At 34.9% G+C, this 21712-nt stretch carries 19 protein-coding genes; 10 read left to right on the forward strand and 9 right to left on the reverse strand.

All coding sequences use genetic code 11. The features are described 5' to 3' along the window. Positions 1–98 precede the first annotated feature (98 nt). Complete coding sequence (locus ACP7AQ_RS08335) at positions 99–3530, forward strand: hypothetical protein (RefSeq protein WP_426095116.1); 3432 nt, start codon at positions 99–101, stop codon at positions 3528–3530. A gap of 96 nt (positions 3531–3626) precedes the next feature. Continuing rightward, complete coding sequence (locus tag ACP7AQ_RS08340) at positions 3627–4694, forward strand: glycosyltransferase (protein ID WP_426095117.1); 1068 nt, start codon at positions 3627–3629, stop codon at positions 4692–4694. Between the two features lie 80 nt (positions 4695–4774). Here the strand turns inward: ACP7AQ_RS08340 and ACP7AQ_RS08345 are convergent, their stop codons facing one another. Together ACP7AQ_RS08345 and ACP7AQ_RS08350 are read right to left on the reverse strand one after the other, a co-directional pair. After that, positions 4775–5824, reverse strand: a complete 1050-nt coding sequence (locus ACP7AQ_RS08345; RefSeq protein WP_426090770.1) for a sensor histidine kinase — start codon at positions 5822–5824, stop codon at positions 4775–4777. Further along, positions 5825–6508, reverse strand: coding sequence for a response regulator transcription factor (locus tag ACP7AQ_RS08350; protein ID WP_426062858.1), 684 nt, complete (start codon positions 6506–6508; stop codon positions 5825–5827). Between the two features lie 175 nt (positions 6509–6683). On the opposite strand from ACP7AQ_RS08350, the gene ACP7AQ_RS08355 reads away from it, so the two are divergent. The 4 genes from ACP7AQ_RS08355 to ACP7AQ_RS08370 all read left to right on the forward strand — a co-directional run bounded on the left by ACP7AQ_RS08355 (position 6684) and on the right by ACP7AQ_RS08370 (position 12416). Beyond that, positions 6684–9464 carry an outer membrane beta-barrel protein gene (locus ACP7AQ_RS08355; RefSeq protein WP_426095118.1) on the forward strand — a complete coding sequence of 927 codons (2781 nt, stop codon included), beginning with the start codon at positions 6684–6686 and terminating at the stop codon, positions 9462–9464. Between the two features lie 194 nt (positions 9465–9658). Beyond that, positions 9659–10846 carry a hypothetical protein gene (locus tag ACP7AQ_RS08360; RefSeq protein WP_426095119.1) on the forward strand — a complete coding sequence of 396 codons (1188 nt, stop codon included), beginning with the start codon at positions 9659–9661 and terminating at the stop codon, positions 10844–10846. A gap of 104 nt (positions 10847–10950) precedes the next feature. Then, a complete protein-coding gene (locus tag ACP7AQ_RS08365; protein ID WP_426062855.1) occupies positions 10951–11289 on the forward strand; it encodes a T9SS type A sorting domain-containing protein in 339 nt (112 codons plus the stop codon). Between the two features lie 146 nt (positions 11290–11435). Further along, positions 11436–12416 (forward strand): acyl transferase, encoded by a 981-nt coding sequence (locus ACP7AQ_RS08370; RefSeq protein WP_426095120.1) that lies wholly within the window; start codon positions 11436–11438, stop codon positions 12414–12416. A gap of 69 nt (positions 12417–12485) precedes the next feature. Here the strand turns inward: ACP7AQ_RS08370 and tyrS are convergent, their stop codons facing one another. Next, positions 12486–13778: a tyrosine--tRNA ligase gene (tyrS, locus tag ACP7AQ_RS08375; protein ID WP_426095121.1), complete on the reverse strand. Its 1293-nt coding sequence runs from the start codon at positions 13776–13778 to the stop codon at positions 12486–12488. Between the two features lie 183 nt (positions 13779–13961). On the opposite strand from tyrS, the gene ACP7AQ_RS08380 reads away from it, so the two are divergent. Next, a complete protein-coding gene (locus ACP7AQ_RS08380) occupies positions 13962–14951 on the forward strand; it encodes an NAD-dependent epimerase/dehydratase family protein (protein ID WP_426095122.1) in 990 nt (329 codons plus the stop codon). A gap of 13 nt (positions 14952–14964) precedes the next feature. Here ACP7AQ_RS08380 and ACP7AQ_RS08385 read toward each other — a convergent pair whose 3' ends face one another. Genes ACP7AQ_RS08385 through ACP7AQ_RS08395 form a run of 3 tightly spaced genes read right to left on the reverse strand, consistent with a single transcriptional unit; the run spans position 14965 to position 17479 of the window. Then, complete coding sequence (locus tag ACP7AQ_RS08385) at positions 14965–15390, reverse strand: DUF4296 domain-containing protein (protein WP_426095123.1); 426 nt, start codon at positions 15388–15390, stop codon at positions 14965–14967. A gap of 10 nt (positions 15391–15400) precedes the next feature. Then, a complete protein-coding gene (locus ACP7AQ_RS08390; protein WP_426095124.1) occupies positions 15401–16741 on the reverse strand; it encodes a dihydroorotase in 1341 nt (446 codons plus the stop codon). A 12-nt stretch (positions 16742–16753) separates the two neighbouring features. Then, complete coding sequence (locus ACP7AQ_RS08395) at positions 16754–17479, reverse strand: polyprenol monophosphomannose synthase (RefSeq protein ID WP_426062849.1); 726 nt, start codon at positions 17477–17479, stop codon at positions 16754–16756. 103 nt (positions 17480–17582) lie between these two features. Here ACP7AQ_RS08395 and ACP7AQ_RS08400 point away from each other — a divergent pair, with 103 nt between their 5' ends. The 3 genes from ACP7AQ_RS08400 to ACP7AQ_RS08410 all read left to right on the forward strand — a co-directional run bounded on the left by ACP7AQ_RS08400 (position 17583) and on the right by ACP7AQ_RS08410 (position 19779). Continuing rightward, positions 17583–18254 (forward strand): DUF4271 domain-containing protein, encoded by a 672-nt coding sequence (locus ACP7AQ_RS08400; protein ID WP_426062848.1) that lies wholly within the window; start codon positions 17583–17585, stop codon positions 18252–18254. A 12-nt stretch (positions 18255–18266) separates the two neighbouring features. Further along, entirely contained in the window at positions 18267–19016 is a 750-nt protein-coding gene (locus tag ACP7AQ_RS08405) for a uroporphyrinogen-III synthase (protein WP_426062847.1), read from the forward strand. Between the two features lie 292 nt (positions 19017–19308). Then, positions 19309–19779: an Lrp/AsnC ligand binding domain-containing protein gene (locus tag ACP7AQ_RS08410; RefSeq protein WP_426062846.1), complete on the forward strand. Its 471-nt coding sequence runs from the start codon at positions 19309–19311 to the stop codon at positions 19777–19779. 93 nt (positions 19780–19872) lie between these two features. Here the strand turns inward: ACP7AQ_RS08410 and ACP7AQ_RS08415 are convergent, their stop codons facing one another. From ACP7AQ_RS08415 to ACP7AQ_RS08425, 3 genes are all read right to left on the reverse strand, one after another. After that, positions 19873–20559, reverse strand: a complete 687-nt coding sequence (locus ACP7AQ_RS08415) for a zinc metallopeptidase (RefSeq protein ID WP_426095125.1) — start codon at positions 20557–20559, stop codon at positions 19873–19875. Between the two features lie 94 nt (positions 20560–20653). Continuing rightward, on the reverse strand, positions 20654–21250 hold the full coding sequence (locus ACP7AQ_RS08420) for a hypothetical protein (RefSeq protein WP_426095126.1): 597 nt from the start codon (positions 21248–21250) through the stop codon (positions 20654–20656). Continuing rightward, entirely contained in the window at positions 21240–21710 is a 471-nt protein-coding gene (locus ACP7AQ_RS08425; protein WP_426095127.1) for an RNA polymerase sigma factor, read from the reverse strand. Before ACP7AQ_RS08425 ends, ACP7AQ_RS08420 begins: the two co-directional genes overlap by 11 nt. Positions 21711–21712: the final 2 nt, after the last annotated feature.

Genomic DNA, 21712 nt, shown 5'->3' on the forward strand with positions numbered 1-21712 from the left:
AATATCGTTATTTATATATCGACTCATTTTCTGATTGACACATGTTCTAATTATCGAATTATAAATACTACTTTTGATACTTTCGAGTTATAGTATTTATGTTGAAAAAATTACTTTTTTGGATTGTAATAAGCTGTTTTTCCGGGCTCCATGCGCAGGAAATAAATTCGTTGTACAAAACCAAAAAAATCCTTCCCTCACGCGACACGATTTACTTAGAAAAAGAAAGCATTAATTCCAGTTTTTTCAAATTACTTGACGCCAATGGCAAGCGAATCGACAGCACATTATTTAAAATAAATTTCGAAAAAGGTACGCTACTTTTCAAGGAAAACAGCGATATTAGCTCCGATTCGCTTACAATACAGTATCTTAAATTTCCGGCAATATTAACTCAAGAATACCATATTTACGACTCCAGCCGAGTAGTCGGTAATGAGGCAGGAACTGGAAATTTATACAAAATTGAAGAAAAAAACACAAACAAAAATGTGCCTTTTGACGGATTGAACACTTCCGGAAGCATTACGCGTGGCTTGACGATTGGAAACAATCAAAATGCGGTTTTGAACTCCAATTTAGATTTACAAATCACAGGTAAAATTTCCGAAAAAGTAAGTTTAAGAGCCTCCATTCAAGACAGTAATATTCCGTTGCAGGACGGCGGCTATTCTCAAAAACTGGATCAGTTTGACAATGTTTTTATGGAATTGTTCAGCGAGGACTGGAATATTAGAGCGGGCGATATCTTTCTGGAAAACAAGAAAACCCAATTCCTGAATTTCAATAAAAAAGTACAGGGACTGGCAACCAATTTCAACTTTGGAACCGAAGAAAACAAAACAAATGTATTTGCATCAGCGGCTTTAGTTCGAGGACAATATGCCAAAAGTGATATTGTGGGACAAGAAGGCAATCAAGGTCCGTACAAATTAAAAGGGCAAAATGGCGAATTGTATGTTGTGGTGGTTTCGGGTTCAGAGCGGGTTTATGTCAATGGAATTTTACTGAAACGAGGCGAAAACAATGATTATACGATAGATTACAATGCGGGTGAAATTGTATTTACGCCACTTTTTACCATCACTTCCGAAATGCGAATTGCTATAGAATACCAATATTCCGATCGAAATTACACGCGTTTTGTAACTTACGCCGGAGCCACGCATGACAACAAGAAATGGAGTTTTGGAGGCTATTTATATTCGGAAAACGACTTGAAAAACCAACCGTTACAACAAAATTTGTCACAGGAACAAGCCCAAATATTGGTGAATTCCGGAGACAATCCAAGTTTGATGACTGCGCCTTCCGCCTATTCTGACACTTACTCCGAAAACAAAGTATTGTATCGAAAAACGCTCGTTAATGCCGTAGAAATTTTCGAATATTCAAATGACGCACAGCAAGAATTATTCAATGTCCGATTCACTATGGTAGGAACCAATAACGGGAATTATATTTTGACCAATACAGCAACAATCACCCGAGTTTACGAATACAATGCTCCTGTAAACGGGATTCCGCAAGGAAATTACGAACCCATAATTCAACTTATTGCGCCAACGAAGGTACAAGTCGCCACCTTTTTAGGAAAATTTAAACCCACTGAAAAAACAGCTGTAGATTTTGAAATTGGCATCAGCAACAATGATAAAAATTTATTTTCGACCATTGATGATGCGAACAACAAAGGTTTGGCTGGAAAAATAAATGCCAAACAACGACTTTTTTCAAAAAAATGGCAAATGGATGCTTTCACTAATTATCAATTTGTGCAAAACAATTTCAGGTCTGTGGAACGGCTTTATAATATAGAATTTGACAGGGACTGGAATTTAGGAAATGCAGGCACTGGAAATCAAAGTTTATTAGTTTCCGGGTTGCAATTGGATTTAAATCCAAAACCAAAATCCACTAATAAAGGATTAGTACTGTATCAATTTGAAAAACTAGATTTCTCCGAAAATTTTTCGGGCAGCAGGCATGTTTTAAATGGTTTGTTTCGAATTAAAAATTGGACTTTTCAAAACCAAGGCAGTTTTTTAAAAAGCGATGGAACTATTTTATCCTCGAAATTTTTAAGAAACCAGTCTCAAATGCGTTTTCATTTCGATAAAAATTGGGTTGGTTCCAGCTTGCGATTAGAGGATAATCAGGAAAAAGACAAAGTTAAAAATCGGTTTTCAGCTTTAAGCCAAAAATTTACAGAGTACGGTTTTTTCACTGGAAGAGGTGACAGCACCAAGGTTTTTATGGAATTGGGTTATCTCAGAAGAACCAATGATAGCTTACAGAACAACTTGATTCAGCGCGTAAATTCCTCCCAGACTTTTATGTTGAAATCAAAATTAATTCAAACCAATAAAAGTGATTTGTCCCTTTACGCCAATTACAGAGTCTTGGAATTTGTGGACGCTACACGAAAAAAAGAACCAACATTAAATTCCAGAATCGTGTATGCGGACCGTTTTTTCAATCAATTAATCCAAAGTACAACGGTTTACGAAACGAATTCCGGAACCATTCCGCAACAGGAATTTACCTATCTGGAAGTACCAGCCGGACAAGGCGTTTACACTTGGAATGATTACAACGGCAATGGAATTCAGGAATTACAGGAGTTTGAAGTCGCTCCCTTTATCGATCAGGCGAAATTTATCCGGGTGTTTTTACCCAATCGGATTTATATAAAAACATATCAAAATAAGTTCTCCCAATCCGTGACCTTAAACCCAAATCAATGGCAAAATGAGAAAGGAATAAAAAAATTACTTTCTTATTTCTACAATCAAACCGCTTTTTTAATCGACCAAAAAACGAGAAGTGACGGTGCTAATTTTGAATTAAATCCGTTTAGCGGTTCCAATGAAAATGTGCTGGGACTAAATTCCAGTTTAAGAAACAGTTTGTTTTACAATCGAGGAAAACAAAACCATTCGATTACCTATTCTTACTTTCAGAATAAAACGAAAAACTTATTGTCCATAGGTTCGCAGGCAGCTAGCAACAGTTCCCATCAATTGCAGTACAACCATTTATACAATAAAAGCTGGCTGTTTGGTTTTTTTGCCAAAACGATAGAAACCGCCATTCAATCGGAGAATTTCCCAGAGAAAAACTTCGACATCAACGGTTATCAATTGGCTCCAAAAATCAGTTATTTATTTTCCAAGAGTACCAGTTGGGATATCTTTTATGAATTACAAAAGAAAGAAAATCAAAGTGGCGGTACGGAAACGCTGCTGCAAAATCGCTTTGGGACCGCCTTTTCTTATGCAGGAACTAAAAAATTCACAATGAACGGAGAAGTTTCTTTTTACCAAAATAAATTTGATGGAAATGAATTCTCTTCAGTAGGATTTCAAATGCTGGAAGGATTACAAACGGGTCAAAACTTGACGTGGAGATTGCTTTTGCAAAAAAATATCACACAATTTTTAGATGTAAACGTTAATTACCAAGGTCGAAAAAGCGAAACAAGCCAAGCCATTCATACTGGAAACGTGCAATTAAGAGCTTATTTTTAATGAAATAATTTAATGGTTTGGTAATCCCTTAGAAATATGCGCAACGGGTTGATTACCTAACTTTCAAAGTAAAAACAACGAACTTATTTATCGCACATGGATTTGAAATCGGAACAAAAAACTATTTTAGTTGCACCTTTGAATTGGGGTTTAGGTCACGCGACACGATGCATTCCAGTCATTAAAGCGTTATTAGAAAACAACTATATCCCAATAATTGCATCCGATGGGATAGCGTTGGCATTGTTAGAAAAGGAATTCCCCAACATACAAACACTGGAACTTCCCTCATACCAAATAGAATATGCAAAAAAAGGACAAAATTTCAAATGGAAATTACTAAAAAATAGTTTGAGAACCCTAAAAGCTGTTCGCCAAGAAAAAAAAATAACTGAAAACTGGATTGAAAAATACGCCATTGACGCCATTATTTCGGATAACAGGATGGGTGTTTTCGATAGGAAAGTTCCCTCGGTGTATATTACACACCAATTGAATGTATTGACAGGGAACACGACTTGGATTACAAGTAAAATCCATCAATATGTTATGAATAAATATACCGAATGCTGGGTTCCGGATCATCCCGGCAATCTAAATCTGACGGGGAAATTGGGCCATATTGACAGCGTGAATCCCAACATTAAATATATTGGACCGGTAAGCAGACTGCAAAAGAAACTATTGCCCAAAAAGTACGACTTGCTCGTGATTCTTTCGGGACCGGAACCTCAACGGGGATTATTAGAAACCCATTTAAAAAAAGAAATCGCTCGGTTTGAAGGAAATGTGATTTTTATTGAAGGAAACGTTGAATCTGAGCAGAAAATTGTTGTAAAAGGAAATGTAACTTATTATAATTTCATGAATTCAACAGCGCTGGAACAAGCTTTTAACGAAAGTGAAATGGTGCTTTGTCGTTCCGGTTACACCACAATAATGGATCTTGCAATCTTGAGAAAGAAGGCTTTTTTTATTCCCACACCCGGGCAATACGAACAGGAATATTTGGCTAAAAAATTAAAGAAAGAAGGCCTAGCTCCTTATTCGAATCAAAATGATTTCAGGATGGAAAACATTCAGGAAATTCACAATTATAAAGGGTTGCCACGATTAGATTCTAAAATAGATTGGACAAATTTATTTCAGGTTTTTGAGAAATAGCAAATTTTTTTTAGGCATAAAAAAAACCAATTCTGATGAATTGGTTTTTAAAATAGTAAATCTTTAGTAACTATATTTTCTTAATTGTTTCTTACTTTTTCAAGGGTAAAAGAAAATTCAGACCCGACTCCAAAAGTACTGTCTACATAAATTTTCTCCTCATGGGCTTCAATTATGTGCTTTACAATAGATAATCCCAAGCCAGAACCTCCTTCTGTTCTAGCACCACTTTTATCTACTCTGTAAAAACGTTCAAAAAGTCTCGAAATATTTTTTTTCTCTATTCCTTCGCCGTTATCGGTTACCCGAACGATTACTTTTTCATCTGTTAAGTCTTCAATACTGACTTCGGTTGATCCCTTTAATTTTCCGTATTTAATAGAATTCACAATCAAATTCATGACCACTTGCTGGATTTTTTCCTGATCGCCCAGAACCATAATAGGTTTGTTGTATTTCATATCAAACATCAACAAAATATCTTTTTTGGAAGCTTTCATTTCAAGCAAATCAAACACATTTTGAACGAGTTTAACGATATCAAATTTAGCTACTTCCAAGTTCAATTCGCCAATTTCGAGTTTGGAAATCATATCTAAATCCTGAACAATGTAAATGAGTCTTTCCACACCTTTTTCGGCTCGTTCTAAGTATTTTTTTCGAATTGTTTTGTCGTTCATGGCGCCGTCAAGCAAAGTTGACAGATAGCCTTGAACCATAAAAAGCGGAGTTTTGAGTTCGTGAGAAACATTGCCCAAAAACTCTCTTCTGTATTCTTCACGGACTTTTAATGTTTCTATTTCCAGTTTTTTATCCGTGGCAAACTTTTTGACTTCACGGGTAAGTGTGGCCATATCAGTAGTTATAGGCTGATTCCTAAACGTACTTGATTCCAATAAAGAAACATCATCGTATATTTTTTTTACCTTTTTATAAATGAAACGTTCCACCCGATATTGAATTACGACAAAGGAAAATGTAGCAATTGACAAGGCAAAAAGAAGGGAAAACTGATAAGAAATAGTAAAAAACAAGTAGGTGAGATAACTAACTAATCCTGTAGAAAAAAGAGTAATATATAAAGCCGACTTGACGGCAAAACGATATGTTTTTTTAAAATTTATTGTCATTTACACTTCAAACTTATATCCCACTCCTTTGATTGTTTTGAAGAAATCTTCGCCTATTTTTTCACGTAATTTTCTGATGTGAACGTCAATTGTTCTTCCGCCCACTACTACTTCATTACCCCAAACTTTATCCAAGATTTCGTCTCGTTTGAATACTTTTCCTGGTTTTGAAGCCAAAAGATAAAACAACTCAAATTCTTTTCTGGGTAATGCAATTTCAATATTATCTTTTACAATTTTGTATTCTTCCCGGTTAATTTCGATTCCGCCTACGTTTAGTGTTTCGCTGTTTTGCTCTTTTTCCTTTAATCGGCGCAACAAAGCTTTTACTTTACTAACTAATAATTTAGGTTTGATAGGTTTGGTAATGTAATCATCCGCACCAGCATCAAAACCAGCAACTTGCGAGTAATCTTCGCTTCTGGCTGTCAGGAAAGTGATGAGAACATTGCTAAGTTCCGGAATTTTTCGAATGTTTTCACAAGCCTCCATTCCATCCATTTCCGGCATCATAACATCCATTATAATAAGGTCTGGAATTTCCTTTTTTGCCTTGGCTACAGCCTCTTTCCCGTTTGCCGCTGTAAAGATTTGATATCCTTCCTGAGAGAGGTTGTAACCTACAATTTCTAAGATATCCGGTTCGTCGTCTACTAATAGAATCTTGGTGTGTTTTTTCTTCATAAAGCGCCAAAAATTGTTTTTGAATTGTAAATGTAATAATAAATGGGGTATTGAAAAGCTGTTAACCGTAATTTAATATTGGGTTCATTTTACAGCACAAAACAAAACATAACCATAACAAGCCAGTAACTTACATTTTACATTTCGGGCGTTACTTTGCAAAAAAATTAAACAAATGAAACTCAAGTTACTATTTTTCACGTTATTACTAACAGGCATTTCTTTTTCACAAAATAAAGGAACAGTTACTGGAATGTTAACAGACAAAGATGCTAATAATCAATCCTTACCATTTGCTAACGTTGTTATTAAAGGTACAACAAATGGAACCAACACAGATATTGATGGGAAATATTCCATTGCTGCAGCACCGGGAAACTATATTATTCAATTTAGTTTCGTAGGTTATGAATCCGTAGAAGTTCCCGTAACTATTGTTGCAAATGAAATTGTAACTATAAATCAAGCATTAGGTTCCGCCGGATATAAATTAGAAGACGTAATTGTTAGAGCTGCAGTAAATAGAGAAAAGGAAACTGCCTTATTATTAGACCAAAAACAAGCGGTTGTGATCAAACAAAGCATCGGCGCACAAGAAATGGCCCGTAAAGGTATTAGTGATGTTGAAGAAGGTTTGACAAAAATCACTGGAATTACTAAAGTTGACGGTAGAGGATTATTTATTAGAGGTTTAGAAGACCGTTACAATAACTTATTGATAAACGATTTACAATCACCGTCAAACAGTCCTTTCAAAAAAATCATTCCACTGGATTTGTTCCCTACAGATGTCGTAGGAGTTCTGAACATCTATAAAACCTTCAATCCTAATATTTCTGGAGATTTTGCTGGAGCAACCGTTAACATTGAAACACCGCAAGCAAAAAACATTACTAAGTTGAATATTGGTTTTGGCTACACAACTAACAATAATCTTAAAGATTTCCTTATTTCGGATGATTCAAACTCTACTAAAGGAACTTTAGGACTTATCGGAAAAGACAGAGCACTTCCAAGTATTTTTGGATCAGTTCCCAGTGGACAAAGACTTTCTCCAACAGAACATGAAAATGGATTTGGTAACAAATCATGGGATGTCAACAGTACACAAAGTCCATTGAATTCCAGCATTGGTTTTTTACATGCACAAAAATTCAGTCTTAAGAATGAGAAAAATATCAGTTATATTATGTCATTTAATTTTGACAATAAATACACTTTCAGAGAAGGTGTAGACAGAACTTTTAATCTTGGACAAGGGAACTTCGACAATAATTTATACAATACACAATACAGTTACTTCACTACATTTTCAGGTTTAGCTGGAATGAAATACAAAACAAACCGTTTTAATTTAAATTTTAACACGTTTTTAATTAAAGCGACCGAAAGCAAAATTCAAGATCAATTAGGATACACAAACAGTTTAGCAAATCAAACGAATAATCTTATCCGATTAAATCAGTATGAGGAGTCTAATTACTGGAACACTCAATTGTACGGGGATTATAAATTATCTGAAGACGGCAAACACAGTTTGAAAGCCGGAGGTTCCTATATCAAAACTTCTTTTCAGCAACCGGACAGAAAATTTATTACTGGTATAAAAGTTAACGAAAATGACATCAATATGTCTTATGGTGGTAACAACCTGAACCGTCAATTCTTAGATGTAAAAGGAAACTTTTATTACTCATCACTTTTGGAATATAATTTGAAATTTGGAAACCAAGAAGATTCTAATACACTTTCTGTTGGATACAACAGTTCGCTGAACGACATGGAATCTTCGTACCGTTTCTTCTCAGGAAGAAGAAGTATTGAGAAAAATTATACTGCCGATTTAAATACTATTAGCCAAAACATCAACCAAGACATCAACAACGGAATTGTTTATGTTCAGGAAGAGTCTAATGGAGATTATAAATTTAAATTGAATCAGTTTATCAATGCAGGATATTTCAATTTGTTTATGAATCTTGGAGAAAAATGGGATTTGAATGCCGGAATTAGAGCTGAAAATTCTACTCGTGTAATAAAATACAGAAACCAAGGTGATGTTTTTGGAAGTGCTTTCCGCAAAAAGACCGATGATAAACTTGATATCTTACCGTCTGTAAATGCAAAACGCATTTTAAGTGAAAACAGTAATTTGAGACTTTCATTGGCAAAAACAATAACTCGACCAGTTGCAATGGAATTGTTACCAATAAACTACATTAATCCAGACGGAACTTCAGAAAGTGGTAATTCAGATTTGAAAGACAGTGAAAATTACAATGCTGATTTCAAATATGAATTATTCCCAAACAACAAAGAATTGTTTGCTGTAGGAGTATTTGGAAAAGTAATTAACAATCCTATTGAAAGAGTTTTCAAACCAACTGCAAACAGTGGTGGTCAAATCACAACTTTCAAAAACTCTGAACAAGCCGTTATTTATGGTGCAGAAATAGAAATGCTTTTACAATTGAGCAGAATTAACGAATCACTTTCTAATTTCTCCTTTGGTCTGAATACGTCATTGATGAGTACTGATGTAAAAGTAAATCCTACTAAACAAGGAAACGAATTAGAAAATAGTACTAACCGAAAATTACAAGGAGCATCAAGCTGGTTGATTAATTCCGATCTAAAATACGATTTTGTCTTGAGAAAAGACTGGAAAAACTCTATGACATTAGTTTATAATGTTTACGGAGACCGAATTTTCGCGGTAGGTTCATCAGGAATTGATCACATTTATGAAAAATCATTCAGTAAATTAGATTTCATCTGGACGAGCTCACTTTCAAAAAATGTCGAACTTAAATTTGGCGTAGACAACATCTTAAATCCAAGTTATAAAAAAGAGTTAGGAAGTAAAAGCACTATAAATATTACTGAAGACTCATTAGTGTTAAGAGAATTCAAAAAAGGTGTCGGATTCTCTGTTAACATCGGATACACATTTTAACAACAAAAAAATTATTGATAAGAAAAAGAGCTCCTAAAGCTCTTTTTTTTGGTTACCCAAGTAACATAAAATTTACATCAAATTGATTGTTATATAATACTTTAGTAACAATTACGTAACTAAATTACAGGAGACTCGATGTACTTTTGAATAAAATAAATAATAAAAAAAATTATAATTTTAAAATCATTAAAATGAAAAAATTAGTATTCAGCCTTGCCTTATTAAGCTTAGTTTTTACAAGTTGTACTTCAAGTGACGATGATGTAGCGGTTACTCCACCCTCGGCAACAGGCGATATCACCGGTGACATTGCGGCATCAAAAACGTACATAAAAGGTGCTTACGCTTTAAGCGGCACCGTGAGAGTAAAAAGCGGCGTTACTTTAACTTTTGAAGCGGGTTCAGTAGTTACTGCGGATGCTTCAAATGGTACAGATGCATTGTTAGTAGAAAACGGAGGAAAATTAAATATTGCAGGAACTGCTGCTGAACCAGTGGTGTTCACTGAAAAATCTAAAACTGCAGGTTCTTGGGGTGGTATAATCATGTTTGGTGATGCTCCAATTGTTTCTGGGAAAACTGCAGACGGATCGCCTATCACTAATGCAACTTCTGAAGATGGTACAAATATTGTTTACGGTGGTACAAATGCAGCACATAATGGTGGTTCACTAAAATATGTTAGAGTAGAATATGCTGGTAAAAAAATACTTGACGGAAATTCTGAGATGAATGGTTTCTCATTTTATTCAGTTGGCTCTGGAACAGTATTAGAAAATTTGGTTTCATATAAAGGCGCTGATGATGGATTTGAATTTTACGGAGGAACAGTGAGTGCTAAAAACCTTATTTCTTATGGAAATACAGATGATTCTTTTGACTGGCAAGATGGATGGCAAGGTCAGGCGAACACCAACTGGTACGCGTATCAAACTGGAGCTGGAAATTTTGGAATGGAAATCGAATCAAAAAGTGTAAATAATGCATTCTTTCCTAAAGTATCAAATATTACTTTAAGAAGAGCAACAGGAACAGTTACAGAGGCAGGAAATCCTCTTGAAGTAGATGCAATCCAATTTAAAAAAGAAGGAAATGGAGAATATTCTAATGTAGTAATTTCTGGATATACATCAGCAAATGCGACTTCAGTAAGAATTCAAGATGCTGCTACAAACACCAATCAAGTTCTTACAGGAAAAATTAAAATGCTTAATGTAAAAATTGCAGACAATACTTCTTTATGGGGTGCTGGCACAACAACTTTCACAGTAACATTTTTACCTGCGAACTATACAACTAGTACTACTGCTAATGGAGCTGTATTGACTCCTGGTGCTTGGGCTATAGTTGATGGGGTTAACTTATTAGGAAATTTGTAAATAACAATCTATATTTCATATCAAACATCCTGAGCAATCAGGATGTTTTTTTTTGGTATGCTTTTTGAATTTATATTTGTACATTTACTTCTCAAACTTATCTGATGGCAAAAAACTACTTTTATATTATTACTGTATTGGTTCTTTTATTTTCTCTGAACGGCAGTGCTCAAGAAATTAAACAACAACCAAGAATGCAAGAAACCGCCACTATAGAAGGTTTAAGCTTGTACCCGAATCCTGTGAGTAATGGCAAAGTTTACATTTCTACAAAAAACGAACTTGATAAAGAAATAATTATTTTTGATGTCTTAGGAAAAAAAGTACTTCAAACCGTGATCAGCTCTAGAGAATTAAATGTTTCGAATCTTTCTTCAGGAGTTTACATTATAAAAATCAATGAAAGAGAAGCATCAGCAACCAGAAAATTAATTATCCGATAATTTCAAAAATACAGCACTAAAGCTCCAATTGCAATTGGGGCTTTTTTTGTGTCTTGTTCAAAAGGAATTAATCCTAAGACTCAAGTTTATCCAATTCCGTTATTGGTTTGCCTTTGAATTTTTGATTACTTTTGCAAAAAAAATTCTTGATCACATCAACAGATATATTTACCATTTCAAGTCAAAAACAGTTTGAAAAAATTGCCTTGAAAATGTTTCGTTTCCAATATGAAAACAATAAAGTGTATCAGGAGTTTTGTGATTTTTTAAAAACAAATCCTCAAAAAGTAAAATCTCTTCAACAGATTCCATTTTTACCAATTCAGTTCTTCAAAAGTCACGAAGTGGTTTCGAATACCAATCCCATTCAAGAAACCTTCACCAGCAGCGGAACCACCGGAATAATTACCAGCAAACATCTAGTTACCGATGTCAGCTTGTATAACGAAAGTTATCGTAAAGGATTTTCTGAATTTTATGGCAATATTGAAGATTATGTTGTTTTGGCCTTGCTTCCATCCTATCTGGAACGAGAAGGCTCTTCATTAATATACATGGTAAAGGATTTAATTGCAGAATCAAATCATACCGACAGTGGTTTTTACCTGCACAATCATGACGAACTAATTGCTAAACTTATCGCTTTAGATGAGGCTGGCCAAAATGTGATTCTGATTGGGGTGACTTTTGCGTTGTTAGACTTAATCGAGAAACAACAGTTCCAACTGCAGCATACCATTATCATGGAAACGGGCGGTATGAAAGGCAAAAGAAAAGAAATGATTCGGGAAGAACTGCACGAACAATTGTGTAAAGGTTTTGGCGTTTCGGCCATACATTCAGAATATGGAATGACCGAATTACTTTCGCAAGCGTATTCTTTAGGAAACGGAGTGTTTGAATGCCCCTCTTGGATGCAAATCCTCGTTCGTGATACAGAAGATGCTTTGACCTACATCCAAGACGGAAAAACAGGCGGAATCAACGTGATAGATTTGGCTAACATCAATTCCTGTTCGTTTATTGCCACGCAGGATTTGGGCAAAAAAAATCCCAACAACTCTTTCGAGGTATTAGGACGTTTTGATAATTCTGATATTCGTGGTTGTAATTTGATGGTTTTGTAAGAAGGTTTATGGTTAATTTGCTTAGTCGGTTAACTGAAGTTACAATTAAACAATTTACCAGTTAAACGATTAAACCACTCGCACCACAAAATAATTTTTCTTTCCGCTTTGCAATAATACGAACTGATTGTTGATTAAATCTTTGCTCAAAAGCACGAATTCTTCAGCTACTTTTTCTTTATTTACTGAAATAGAATTGGCTGTCAAAGCTCGCCTTGCTTCACCATTCGATTTTAGAAATCCTGTTTTTTCGTTTAGAACGTCAACAATATTAATTCCAGTTTCAATTTCATTTCTGCTGATTTCCGCTTGAGGAACTCCATCAAAAACATCTAAGAAAGTGGCTTCGTCCAATTGTTTCAAATCATTCGAAGTAGAATTTCCGAACAAAATATTCGACGCTTTTATTGCATTTTCTAAATCTTCTATTGAATGAACCATCATCGTAATTTCTTCGGCCAGACGTTTTTGTAACATACGCAAATGTGGCACTTCTTTATGTTTTTCAGTTAGAACTTCGATTTCTTCTTTCGATAAAAAAGTAAAAATCTTGATGTATTTTTCCGCATCGATATCAGATGTATTCAACCAATATTGGTAAAATTTATATGGCGAAGTTCTTGCGGCATCCAACCAAATATTTCCGCCTTCGGATTTTCCAAATTTGGTTCCATCCGCTTTTGTAATCAACGGACAAGTCAACGCATACGCTTTTCCACTGGCGATTCTACGGACTAATTCAGTTCCCGTGGTGATATTTCCCCACTGATCACTTCCTCCCATTTGAAGCGTACAATTCTTTTGTCTGTACAAATGCAAAAAGTCATATCCTTGAACCAATTGATAGGTGAACTCTGTAAAAGACATTCCTTCGGCAGCTTCGGATGACAAACGCTTCTTCACAGAATCTTTTGCCATCATATAATTTACGGTAATATGTTTACCTACATCACGAATAAAATCCAGAAAAGAAAAATTCTTCATCCAGTCGTAATTATTCACTAACTCAGCCGCATTAGCCGCATCGGAGGTAAAATCCAAAAAACGAGCCAATTGCCCTTTTATAGCTTCTTGATTGTGACGTAATGTTGGTTCGTCCAATAAATTTCTTTCATTCGATTTTCCTGATGGATCACCAATCATTCCTGTTGCGCCACCCACTAAAGCTAATGGCTTGTGTCCAGAAAGCTGAAAATGTTTCAACAACATCACGCCAACTAAATGTCCTATATGCAATGAATCGGCAGTTGGATCAATTCCCACATACGCCACACGCATTTGTTCCATCAAATGTTCTTCTGTGCCGGGCATAACATCGTGGAGCATTCCTCTCCAAGTTACTTCTTCAATAAAATTCTTCATCTTTTTTAATCAATTTGCACAAAGATAATAATATCAATGGCAAAAATCAATTTCAATTACAATAACAATTTTTGTAAAAAAATTAATTTTAAAGTGCTAAATTGAAGTTGTGATTGAAAATGTCATCCGATTGAAATTGCTATTGCTATTGCCATTGAAATTGATTTCATTACATTTGTAAATATGATTTTAGTCACAGGAGGAACTGGTTTAGTGGGCGCGCATCTATTGCTTCATTTAATTGATAATGGAGAAAAGGTACGCGCTATGTATCGAAGTGTCGCTTCAATGCAGAAAACCAAATCATTGTTCGCTACCTATAAAAAGGAATTCCTATTTGAGCAAATCGAATGGATTCCCGCAGATATTACTAAAGTTCCTTCCTTAGAAATTGCCTTTCAAAATATTGACAATGTGTACCATTGCGCCGCTTTGATTTCTTTTGACCCCAAAGATGAAAATCTATTGCGAAAAACAAACATTGAAGGCACGGCTAATATTGTGAATTTCTGTATTTCTTATCAAATAAAAAAACTGTGTTTTGTCAGTTCCATTGCTACTTTAGGTGATTTACTGCCTCATGAAAAATTCATCACAGAAGAAACGGAATGGAATCCGGAAAAGTACCATACTGATTATGCCATTTCTAAATATGGCGCCGAAATGGAAATTTGGCGCGGACAACAAGAAGGTTTAGATGTTATAATTGTTAATCCTGGTGTCATTCTCGGGCCCGGTTTTAGAGAACAAGGAAGTGGGCAACTTTTTACGAAAGTAAAAAACGGGTTGAAATTTTATACAATGGGCTCAACGGGATTTGTTGCCGTAACTGATGTTATTCGAATGGCGCATCAATTAATGCAAAGCGAAATTAAAAATGAACGCTTTACTTTGATTGCAGAAAATAGTATTTTCCGTGACATTCTCAATTCTATGGCCGATTCATTTGGTGTGCAACGACCTAAAATTCATGCTAAACCCTTTTTTATGGAAATACTCTGGAGGCTGGATTGGTTTGTTTCAAATGTGTTTCAGCAAAAGAGAAAATTATCCCAAGCCACTGTAAGAGCTTCCTATTCGGTAAATAATTATTCTAATGAGAAGATTAAAGACCGATTGGAAACTGATTTCATTACTATTCATCAATACATAAAAGAGATTTCTAAACTGTAAAACTGCAGTTATATTATTTCAATTTCGTTGTGTCACCGACTATAGGAGCTGGTTTTTTATTTTTTTGAAGAAGTAGTTTCTTTTTCTTTTTTTCTAAATTCACTAATGAATCGACGCTTTTTTTATTGGCATCCAGTCGTTTTGAAATCTGTTCAAACATCAATTTATAATCATCATAATCCGATGCGTAATACACATTGCTTTTGGCAAACTGAAGGCTGTCAATTTTATATTTTTTATAAATATAGTCTCTTGAATTTATTTTAAAAGTATCCAAAGAAGCTGGATTTTGATATTTTATCGCCTCCAAAACAGCTAAATCATACATCACATCAAGCATCACGTCTTTCTCGATAAGACGTTCTGGTTTTTGCACTACTACGTCTTTACAACTTACTAAAAGAGTCAATATTGCTAAAAATGATACGATTTTTTTCATCTGATAAATTTTATCTTTCGAACAATAAGCGTTTTCCTGCACGAATATCTTTCACTTTAAAAGCGTTGTAGACTAATTGTCCGTTCACAAAAGTATGGGTAATTCTGGATTTAAAAGTAAATCCTTCAAATGGAGACCAACCACATTTAGCCAAAATGTTTTCTTTTTTTACGCTCCAAGGCAAACCTGAATTTACAATTACCAAATCGGCATAATAGCCTTCTTTAATAAAACCTCGTTTCTCTATTTTGAATATTTTTGCCGGATTGTGGCACATTTTCTCCACAATTTTTTCTACACTTATTTTTCCTTGGTGGTGCGCTTCAAACATAGCCACAACAGCATGTTGCACTAATGGTCCGCCGGAAGGCGCATTCAGGTACGATTGCTTTTTCTCTTCTAAAGTATGTGGCGCGTGATCTGTAGCAATCACATCAATTCGGTCGTCCAGTAATGCTTCCCAAAGCACTTTTCTGTCATTAGCGGTTTTCACAGCAGGATTCCATTTTATTAGGTTGCCCTTCGTAGCATAATCATCATTGGTAAACCACAAATGGTGCACGCATACTTCAGCAGTAATTTTCTTTTCTTCCAATGGAATTTTATTTGTAAACAAATCCATTTCTTTCGCAGTGGAAAGATGAAAAATATGCAAACGAGCGCCTGTTTTCTTAGCCAACGCAACCGCCTTGGAAGACGAAATATAACACGCTTCCTCGCTTCGGATGAGGTGATGCACCGTAACGGGAACATCCTCTCCAAACTCTTCTTTGTATTTCGCTAAATTATTTTTGATGGTCGCTTCATCTTCACAATGCACCGCAATAAGCATGGGCGTACTCGAAAATATTTTCTCTAAAGTTGCTTCATTGTCCACCAACATATTTCCGGTTGACGAACCTAAAAATATTTTGATTCCGGCAACATTCTTTGGATTGGTCTTTAAAACTTCTTCCAAATTATCATTGGTAGCGCCCATCATAAACGAATAATTCGCAAAGGACTTCTGGGCAGCCAACTCGTATTTTTGCTCTAATATTTCTTGGGTGACTGCATTGGGAATAGTGTTGGGTTGCTCGATGTAGGAAGTAATACCGCCTGCAACTGCCGCTCTGGATTCGGATTCAATATCGCCTTTGTGCGTCAGTCCAGGCTCTCTAAAATGCACCTGGTCATCAATTGCACCCGGAATCAAATAATTTCCTTCGGCATCAATAATCTTACAGTCCGAAAATTTGGCACTGATACTTTCTGAAATTTCAACAATTAAGTCATTCTCAATTAATACATCGCCTTCAAAAATCACTCCTTCATTTACTATTCTGGCATTCTTAATTAAAACCCTGTTCATCGTATCTTTTTCTTATAATGTGTTATATAATCTTTTTAATCTGAGCGCAATAACTCCAAAAACGGCTTCGACAATTATCGAATTACTCATTTTGGACTGCCCTTTTGTTCTGTCGGTAAAAATAATTGGAACCTCCGTAATTTTAAACTTTTTACAGTAGGTTCTGTACTTCATTTCAATTTGAAAGGCGTATCCAACAAATTTTATCTTATCTAAGTTGATCTCTTCTAAAACTTTTCTTTTGTAACAGACGAAACCGGCTGTGGCATCATGAATTTTCATTCCCGTAATCATTCGCACATAAACCGATGCGAAATACGACATCAAGACGCGGCTTAAGGGCCAGTTTACCACATTTACTCCCGTCACATAACGGGAACCAATCGCTAAATCGGCATCACCAAAATAACAAGCGCTGTATAATTTTTCTAAATCATTGGGGTTATGGGAAAAATCAGCATCCATTTCAAAAATGTAATCATATTTTTGTCGCAGTGCCCATCTAAATCCATGAACATAAGCGGTTCCCAAACCTGCCTTCTTTTCTCTTTGTTCCAAAAACAATCTATCCTCAAATTCTGATTGAAGTAAAACGACCTTATCAGCAGTATGATCCGGCGAATTATCATCAATAATTAGAACATGAAAAGGTTTGTGTTGCGAGAGCACTGATCGAATAATGCTTTCTATATTTTCAATTTCGTTATAAGTAGGGATTATAACAATGCAATCATTCATATTTTGACTAATTTCCCTGCAAAAGTACCCTTTTTTTGCCATTTCAGCCTTAATAAAATTATAATAAAAAGAATGATAGAAAAATTAGTAATTTTGCAGCGTTATGATCGAAACTATTCTTCACCCCCGAATAACTGAGAATAAAGACTGGGCAACCGTACTTTTTGTTCTGTCTTTTGCAATTATTGCGATTACTAAATCTGTTTTCGAAAATCGATTTGGTGATTTTGCAAACCTAATTTTTTCCAACAAATACACCAAAGTTTATAGGGACAGCAGCCATATGAGAAGCGGATTTACTGTCGCCTTATTTTTTGTCCAAGTCATTTCTCTTGCATTTTTCATTCAAATTTCGCTGAGTTATTTTGGTCATGCCTTAAAAACAGATTGGTTGCTCTACATTCAGATATTTACGTTTTTGGTTTTCTTTATTTTATCGAAATATTTGATTGAAAAAATAATTGCCACATCCTTCAATATCGAAGAATTTATGGAACAGTTTAACTTGCAAAAAGTGACTTACAGAACGTATATTGGATTATTCATACTGCCTTTGAATATAATTTTGTTTTATTACGACTCAATTTCAAGAAATATTCCGTTAGTAATTATAGCTATAATACTGATAATAAACATACTAACTTATTTTGTTTCAATAAAAAATTATCAAAATTTAATATTCGGTAAGTTGTTTTATTTTATTTTATATCTTTGCGCTCTCGAAATAGCTCCGTATTATTTTATGTATTATTGGTTTACAAAAGAGAGTGCTTAGAAAACGTTATATATGAAAGTGAAAACAATTTTGGTGTCACAACCCGAGCCCAAGGTGGAAAATTCGCCTTACTTTGAACTTCAGCAAAAGTATAAAGTAAAAATTGATTTCAGACCTTTTATTCATGTAGAAGGAGTTAATGCCAAAGAGATTAGACTTCAAAAAATCGATCTCAATCATTACACCGCTATTATTTTAACCAGTAAAAATGCTGTTGACCATTTTTTCAGAGTAGCTGATGAAATGCGTTATAAAGTTCCGGAAGGATTAAAATATTTTTGTCAATCAGAAGCCATCGCTTTTTACCTGCAAAAATATGTAGTGTACAGAAAACGTAAAATTTACGTAGGACCAAAAGATTTTGCCGATTTATCTCCATTAATAAAAAAATACAAAGACGAAAAATTCTTGTTGCCTGCTTCAGACCAATTAAATGCCGATGCGCCTATTACGTTAAACGCATTAAAAGTAGATTGGACTCCAGCTGTTTTTTACAAAACGGTGATGAGCGATTTGTCTGATTTAGCTGATGTATATTATGATATTTTGGCTTTCTTCAGCCCAACCGGAATAAAATCATTGTTCAAAAACTTCCCAGATTTCGAACAAAACAACACTCGAATTGCCGTTTTTGGAAGCACGACTCAAAAAGAAGCTTTAGATCATGGTTTGAGAGTCGATATTCTTGCACCAACACCAGCAACGCCTTCTATGACAATGGCTTTGGAAAAATACATTATTGAAGCCAATAAAGGAAAATAAAAAAATACTTTTTAGATACAATTACAAAAGCCATTCGCAATCTGAATGGCTTTTTTTATGGCGCCAAGTGTAAAATCGCGTTGTGGTTCTTTTTCATGTATTAACGATAAGTAGAAATTAGTCCTGCTGTCAGTTTAAGCGCAGTCCATAATAATTTTAGCATTTCGACTGCACTCTATGTGACAAAAAACTTGCAATTAAAACGTAGTAAATATCGAATTTAATCGTTTTTACATTAAATTTGATTTCCAATCTAAACTAAATTTTGTATTTTAGTTTAAAATAACAACTCATGAAAATTAATTCCTTAATTGTAGAAATTGACGGCATAGACAAAGAAATTTTACGCGACCTAATGGAAGATGCCCGAAAACCAATTCTTCAAATCGCCAATAAAATAGGAATTTCAGGAGCGGCAATTCATCAACGTTTGCGGAAACTGGAGCAGTCTGGCGTTATTTCGGGATCAAAATTCACCGTAAACAATAAAATTCTGGGTTACAATACGATGGCTTTTGTTGGAATTTATTTGGACAAAGCAGCCCGAAATCCAGAAGCGGTGCGTGAATTAAAGAAAATCCCTGAAGTATTAGAATGCCATTACACCACAGGAAACTGGTCGATTCTGATAAAAATTATTTGTCGGGACAACGAACATTTAATGCATTTACTCAACACCAAAATCCAAGCGATAGAAGGTGTTTCCAGAACAGAAACCTTTATTTCCCTAAATCAGCAAATCGACAGGCAGATTCAATTATAGTTCCGTTTAATCGAATACCTGTTGCGTTGCTTATTGAACAAAAAAAACGTCTTGTTTTTGAACAAGACGTTTTTTTATTTTTAAACGAAGAATCTAATTTCTTCTTCCACCCATATAAATCGAAACATAATACAACAAGGTTGCAATAGATCCTAAAGCAGCCACAACATACGTTCTTGCAGCCCATTTCAAGGAATCTTTAGCGCCAGCATGTTCTTGTGGTGTCAACATTCTTTTGTTTTCTAACCAAGCCAATGCTCGATTGCTTGCGTCATATTCTACCGGTAAAGTAACTATGGAGAACAACGTCGTCGCTGCAAAAATAATAATGCCTACCAATAGTAACTGTGGAAAAGTTTTCATCATCAAGATTCCTCCAAGCAAAATCCATTGCATGTAAGTGGAAGCCACATTCACTACCGGCACTAACTTAGAACGCATCGTCAACCATTGATATCCCACAGCATGTTGCACGGCGTGACCACATTCGTGAGCCGCCACAGCCGCCGCGGCCGCATTTCGTTGGTTGTAAACCGCTTCACTCAAATTCACTGTTTTATCTGCTGGATTGTAATGGTCCGTCAAACGACCCGGCGTAGAGATAACTCTTACATCGCGAATCCCATTATCGGCAAGCATTTTTTCGGCAATTTCAACGCCTGACATTCCGTTTTGTAATTGTAATTTAGAATAATGTTCAAATTTGCTTTTTAGTCTTGAACTAACTAACCAGCTGAAAAGCATAATAGCTCCGGCAAGAATCAAATAACCCATTCCCATATTTTTGTTTTTTATTTAAATGTTTAAAATAAAACATCAAATTTTGAACCATTTTTTTACAATGTCAAAATGGCACAAGAAAACAGCAATAACATTATTCATTAACACTCAACTGCTTATGCACAGCTTCAAATTTAGCGATCAAACCGTTGACTTTAGCCTGCTCTTTTTTGATTTCTTTTGGTCTTAAATAAAACCAAGTAAACCCAATCCATTCCAACATTACTACATAAGTAAAAATTCCCCAAAATATTGTCATACGGGATGTGTATTCATACATGTACAAACATAACCCGGATCCAAGCAGTATAAAATACAAACTCAACATGGTAGATTGCAAAAAATGCTGTTTTGTTTTAATCGAAATTAATTTTTGCAGGTATTCACTATTACTTTGAGTACGATCAACTGTTTTATAAAATCCAACTAATTTATTGTAGACGAACAAATACATCAGCATTGCGGAAATAGTCAAAATAATTCCGATTTTGGTTGAAATAAACTCAGGCTGATAAAAATACCAGATAAAAATAATAAATGCACTTGTCGCGATTAGTAAAACATTTGTTATAACTAATTTTCTAAGGCTTACTCTCTTGAAATATTTCAGTTTAGAAAGCAATTCCTCAATATTTGGCGGGCTTACGGCCTGTTGTTTCCATAAATCTTTAAAGTCTATATTATTGTCCATTTTCTTTAAACTTTTGAGTTAATTTTTCTTTTATTCTATGAATTTTTACTCTTGTATTGGCTTCTGAGAGTCCGACGATATTGGCAATTTCAGCTTGTTTTACATCTTCCAGTTCGAGTGAAATAATAATGCGATCGATTTCTGGCAATTCGGCAACGCATTTATACAAAAATAGAATTTGAGGATCAAGCGAATAGTCCCTTTCTTCGGCAATATAAATCGGCAGTTCTGACTTGGGAAATCGTTTTTCTTTGTCAATCTGCCTCAAGCAATTGTTGGATGCAATTCGGAAAATCCAAGTTCCGACACCCGATTCATTTCTAAATGTGTCAAGTTTTTGCCAAACAATAATAAACGTTTCCTGCGCCATATCCTGTGCAATGTCATAATCATTTACGTAACCCATGCACAATCGAAAAACTTTTTGCCAATAGGATTTGTATAGTTGTTCAAACTCCATTA

This window comes from Flavobacterium sp. DSR2-3-3 (genome assembly GCF_049896585.1).
Lineage (GTDB): Bacteria > Bacteroidota > Bacteroidia > Flavobacteriales > Flavobacteriaceae > Flavobacterium.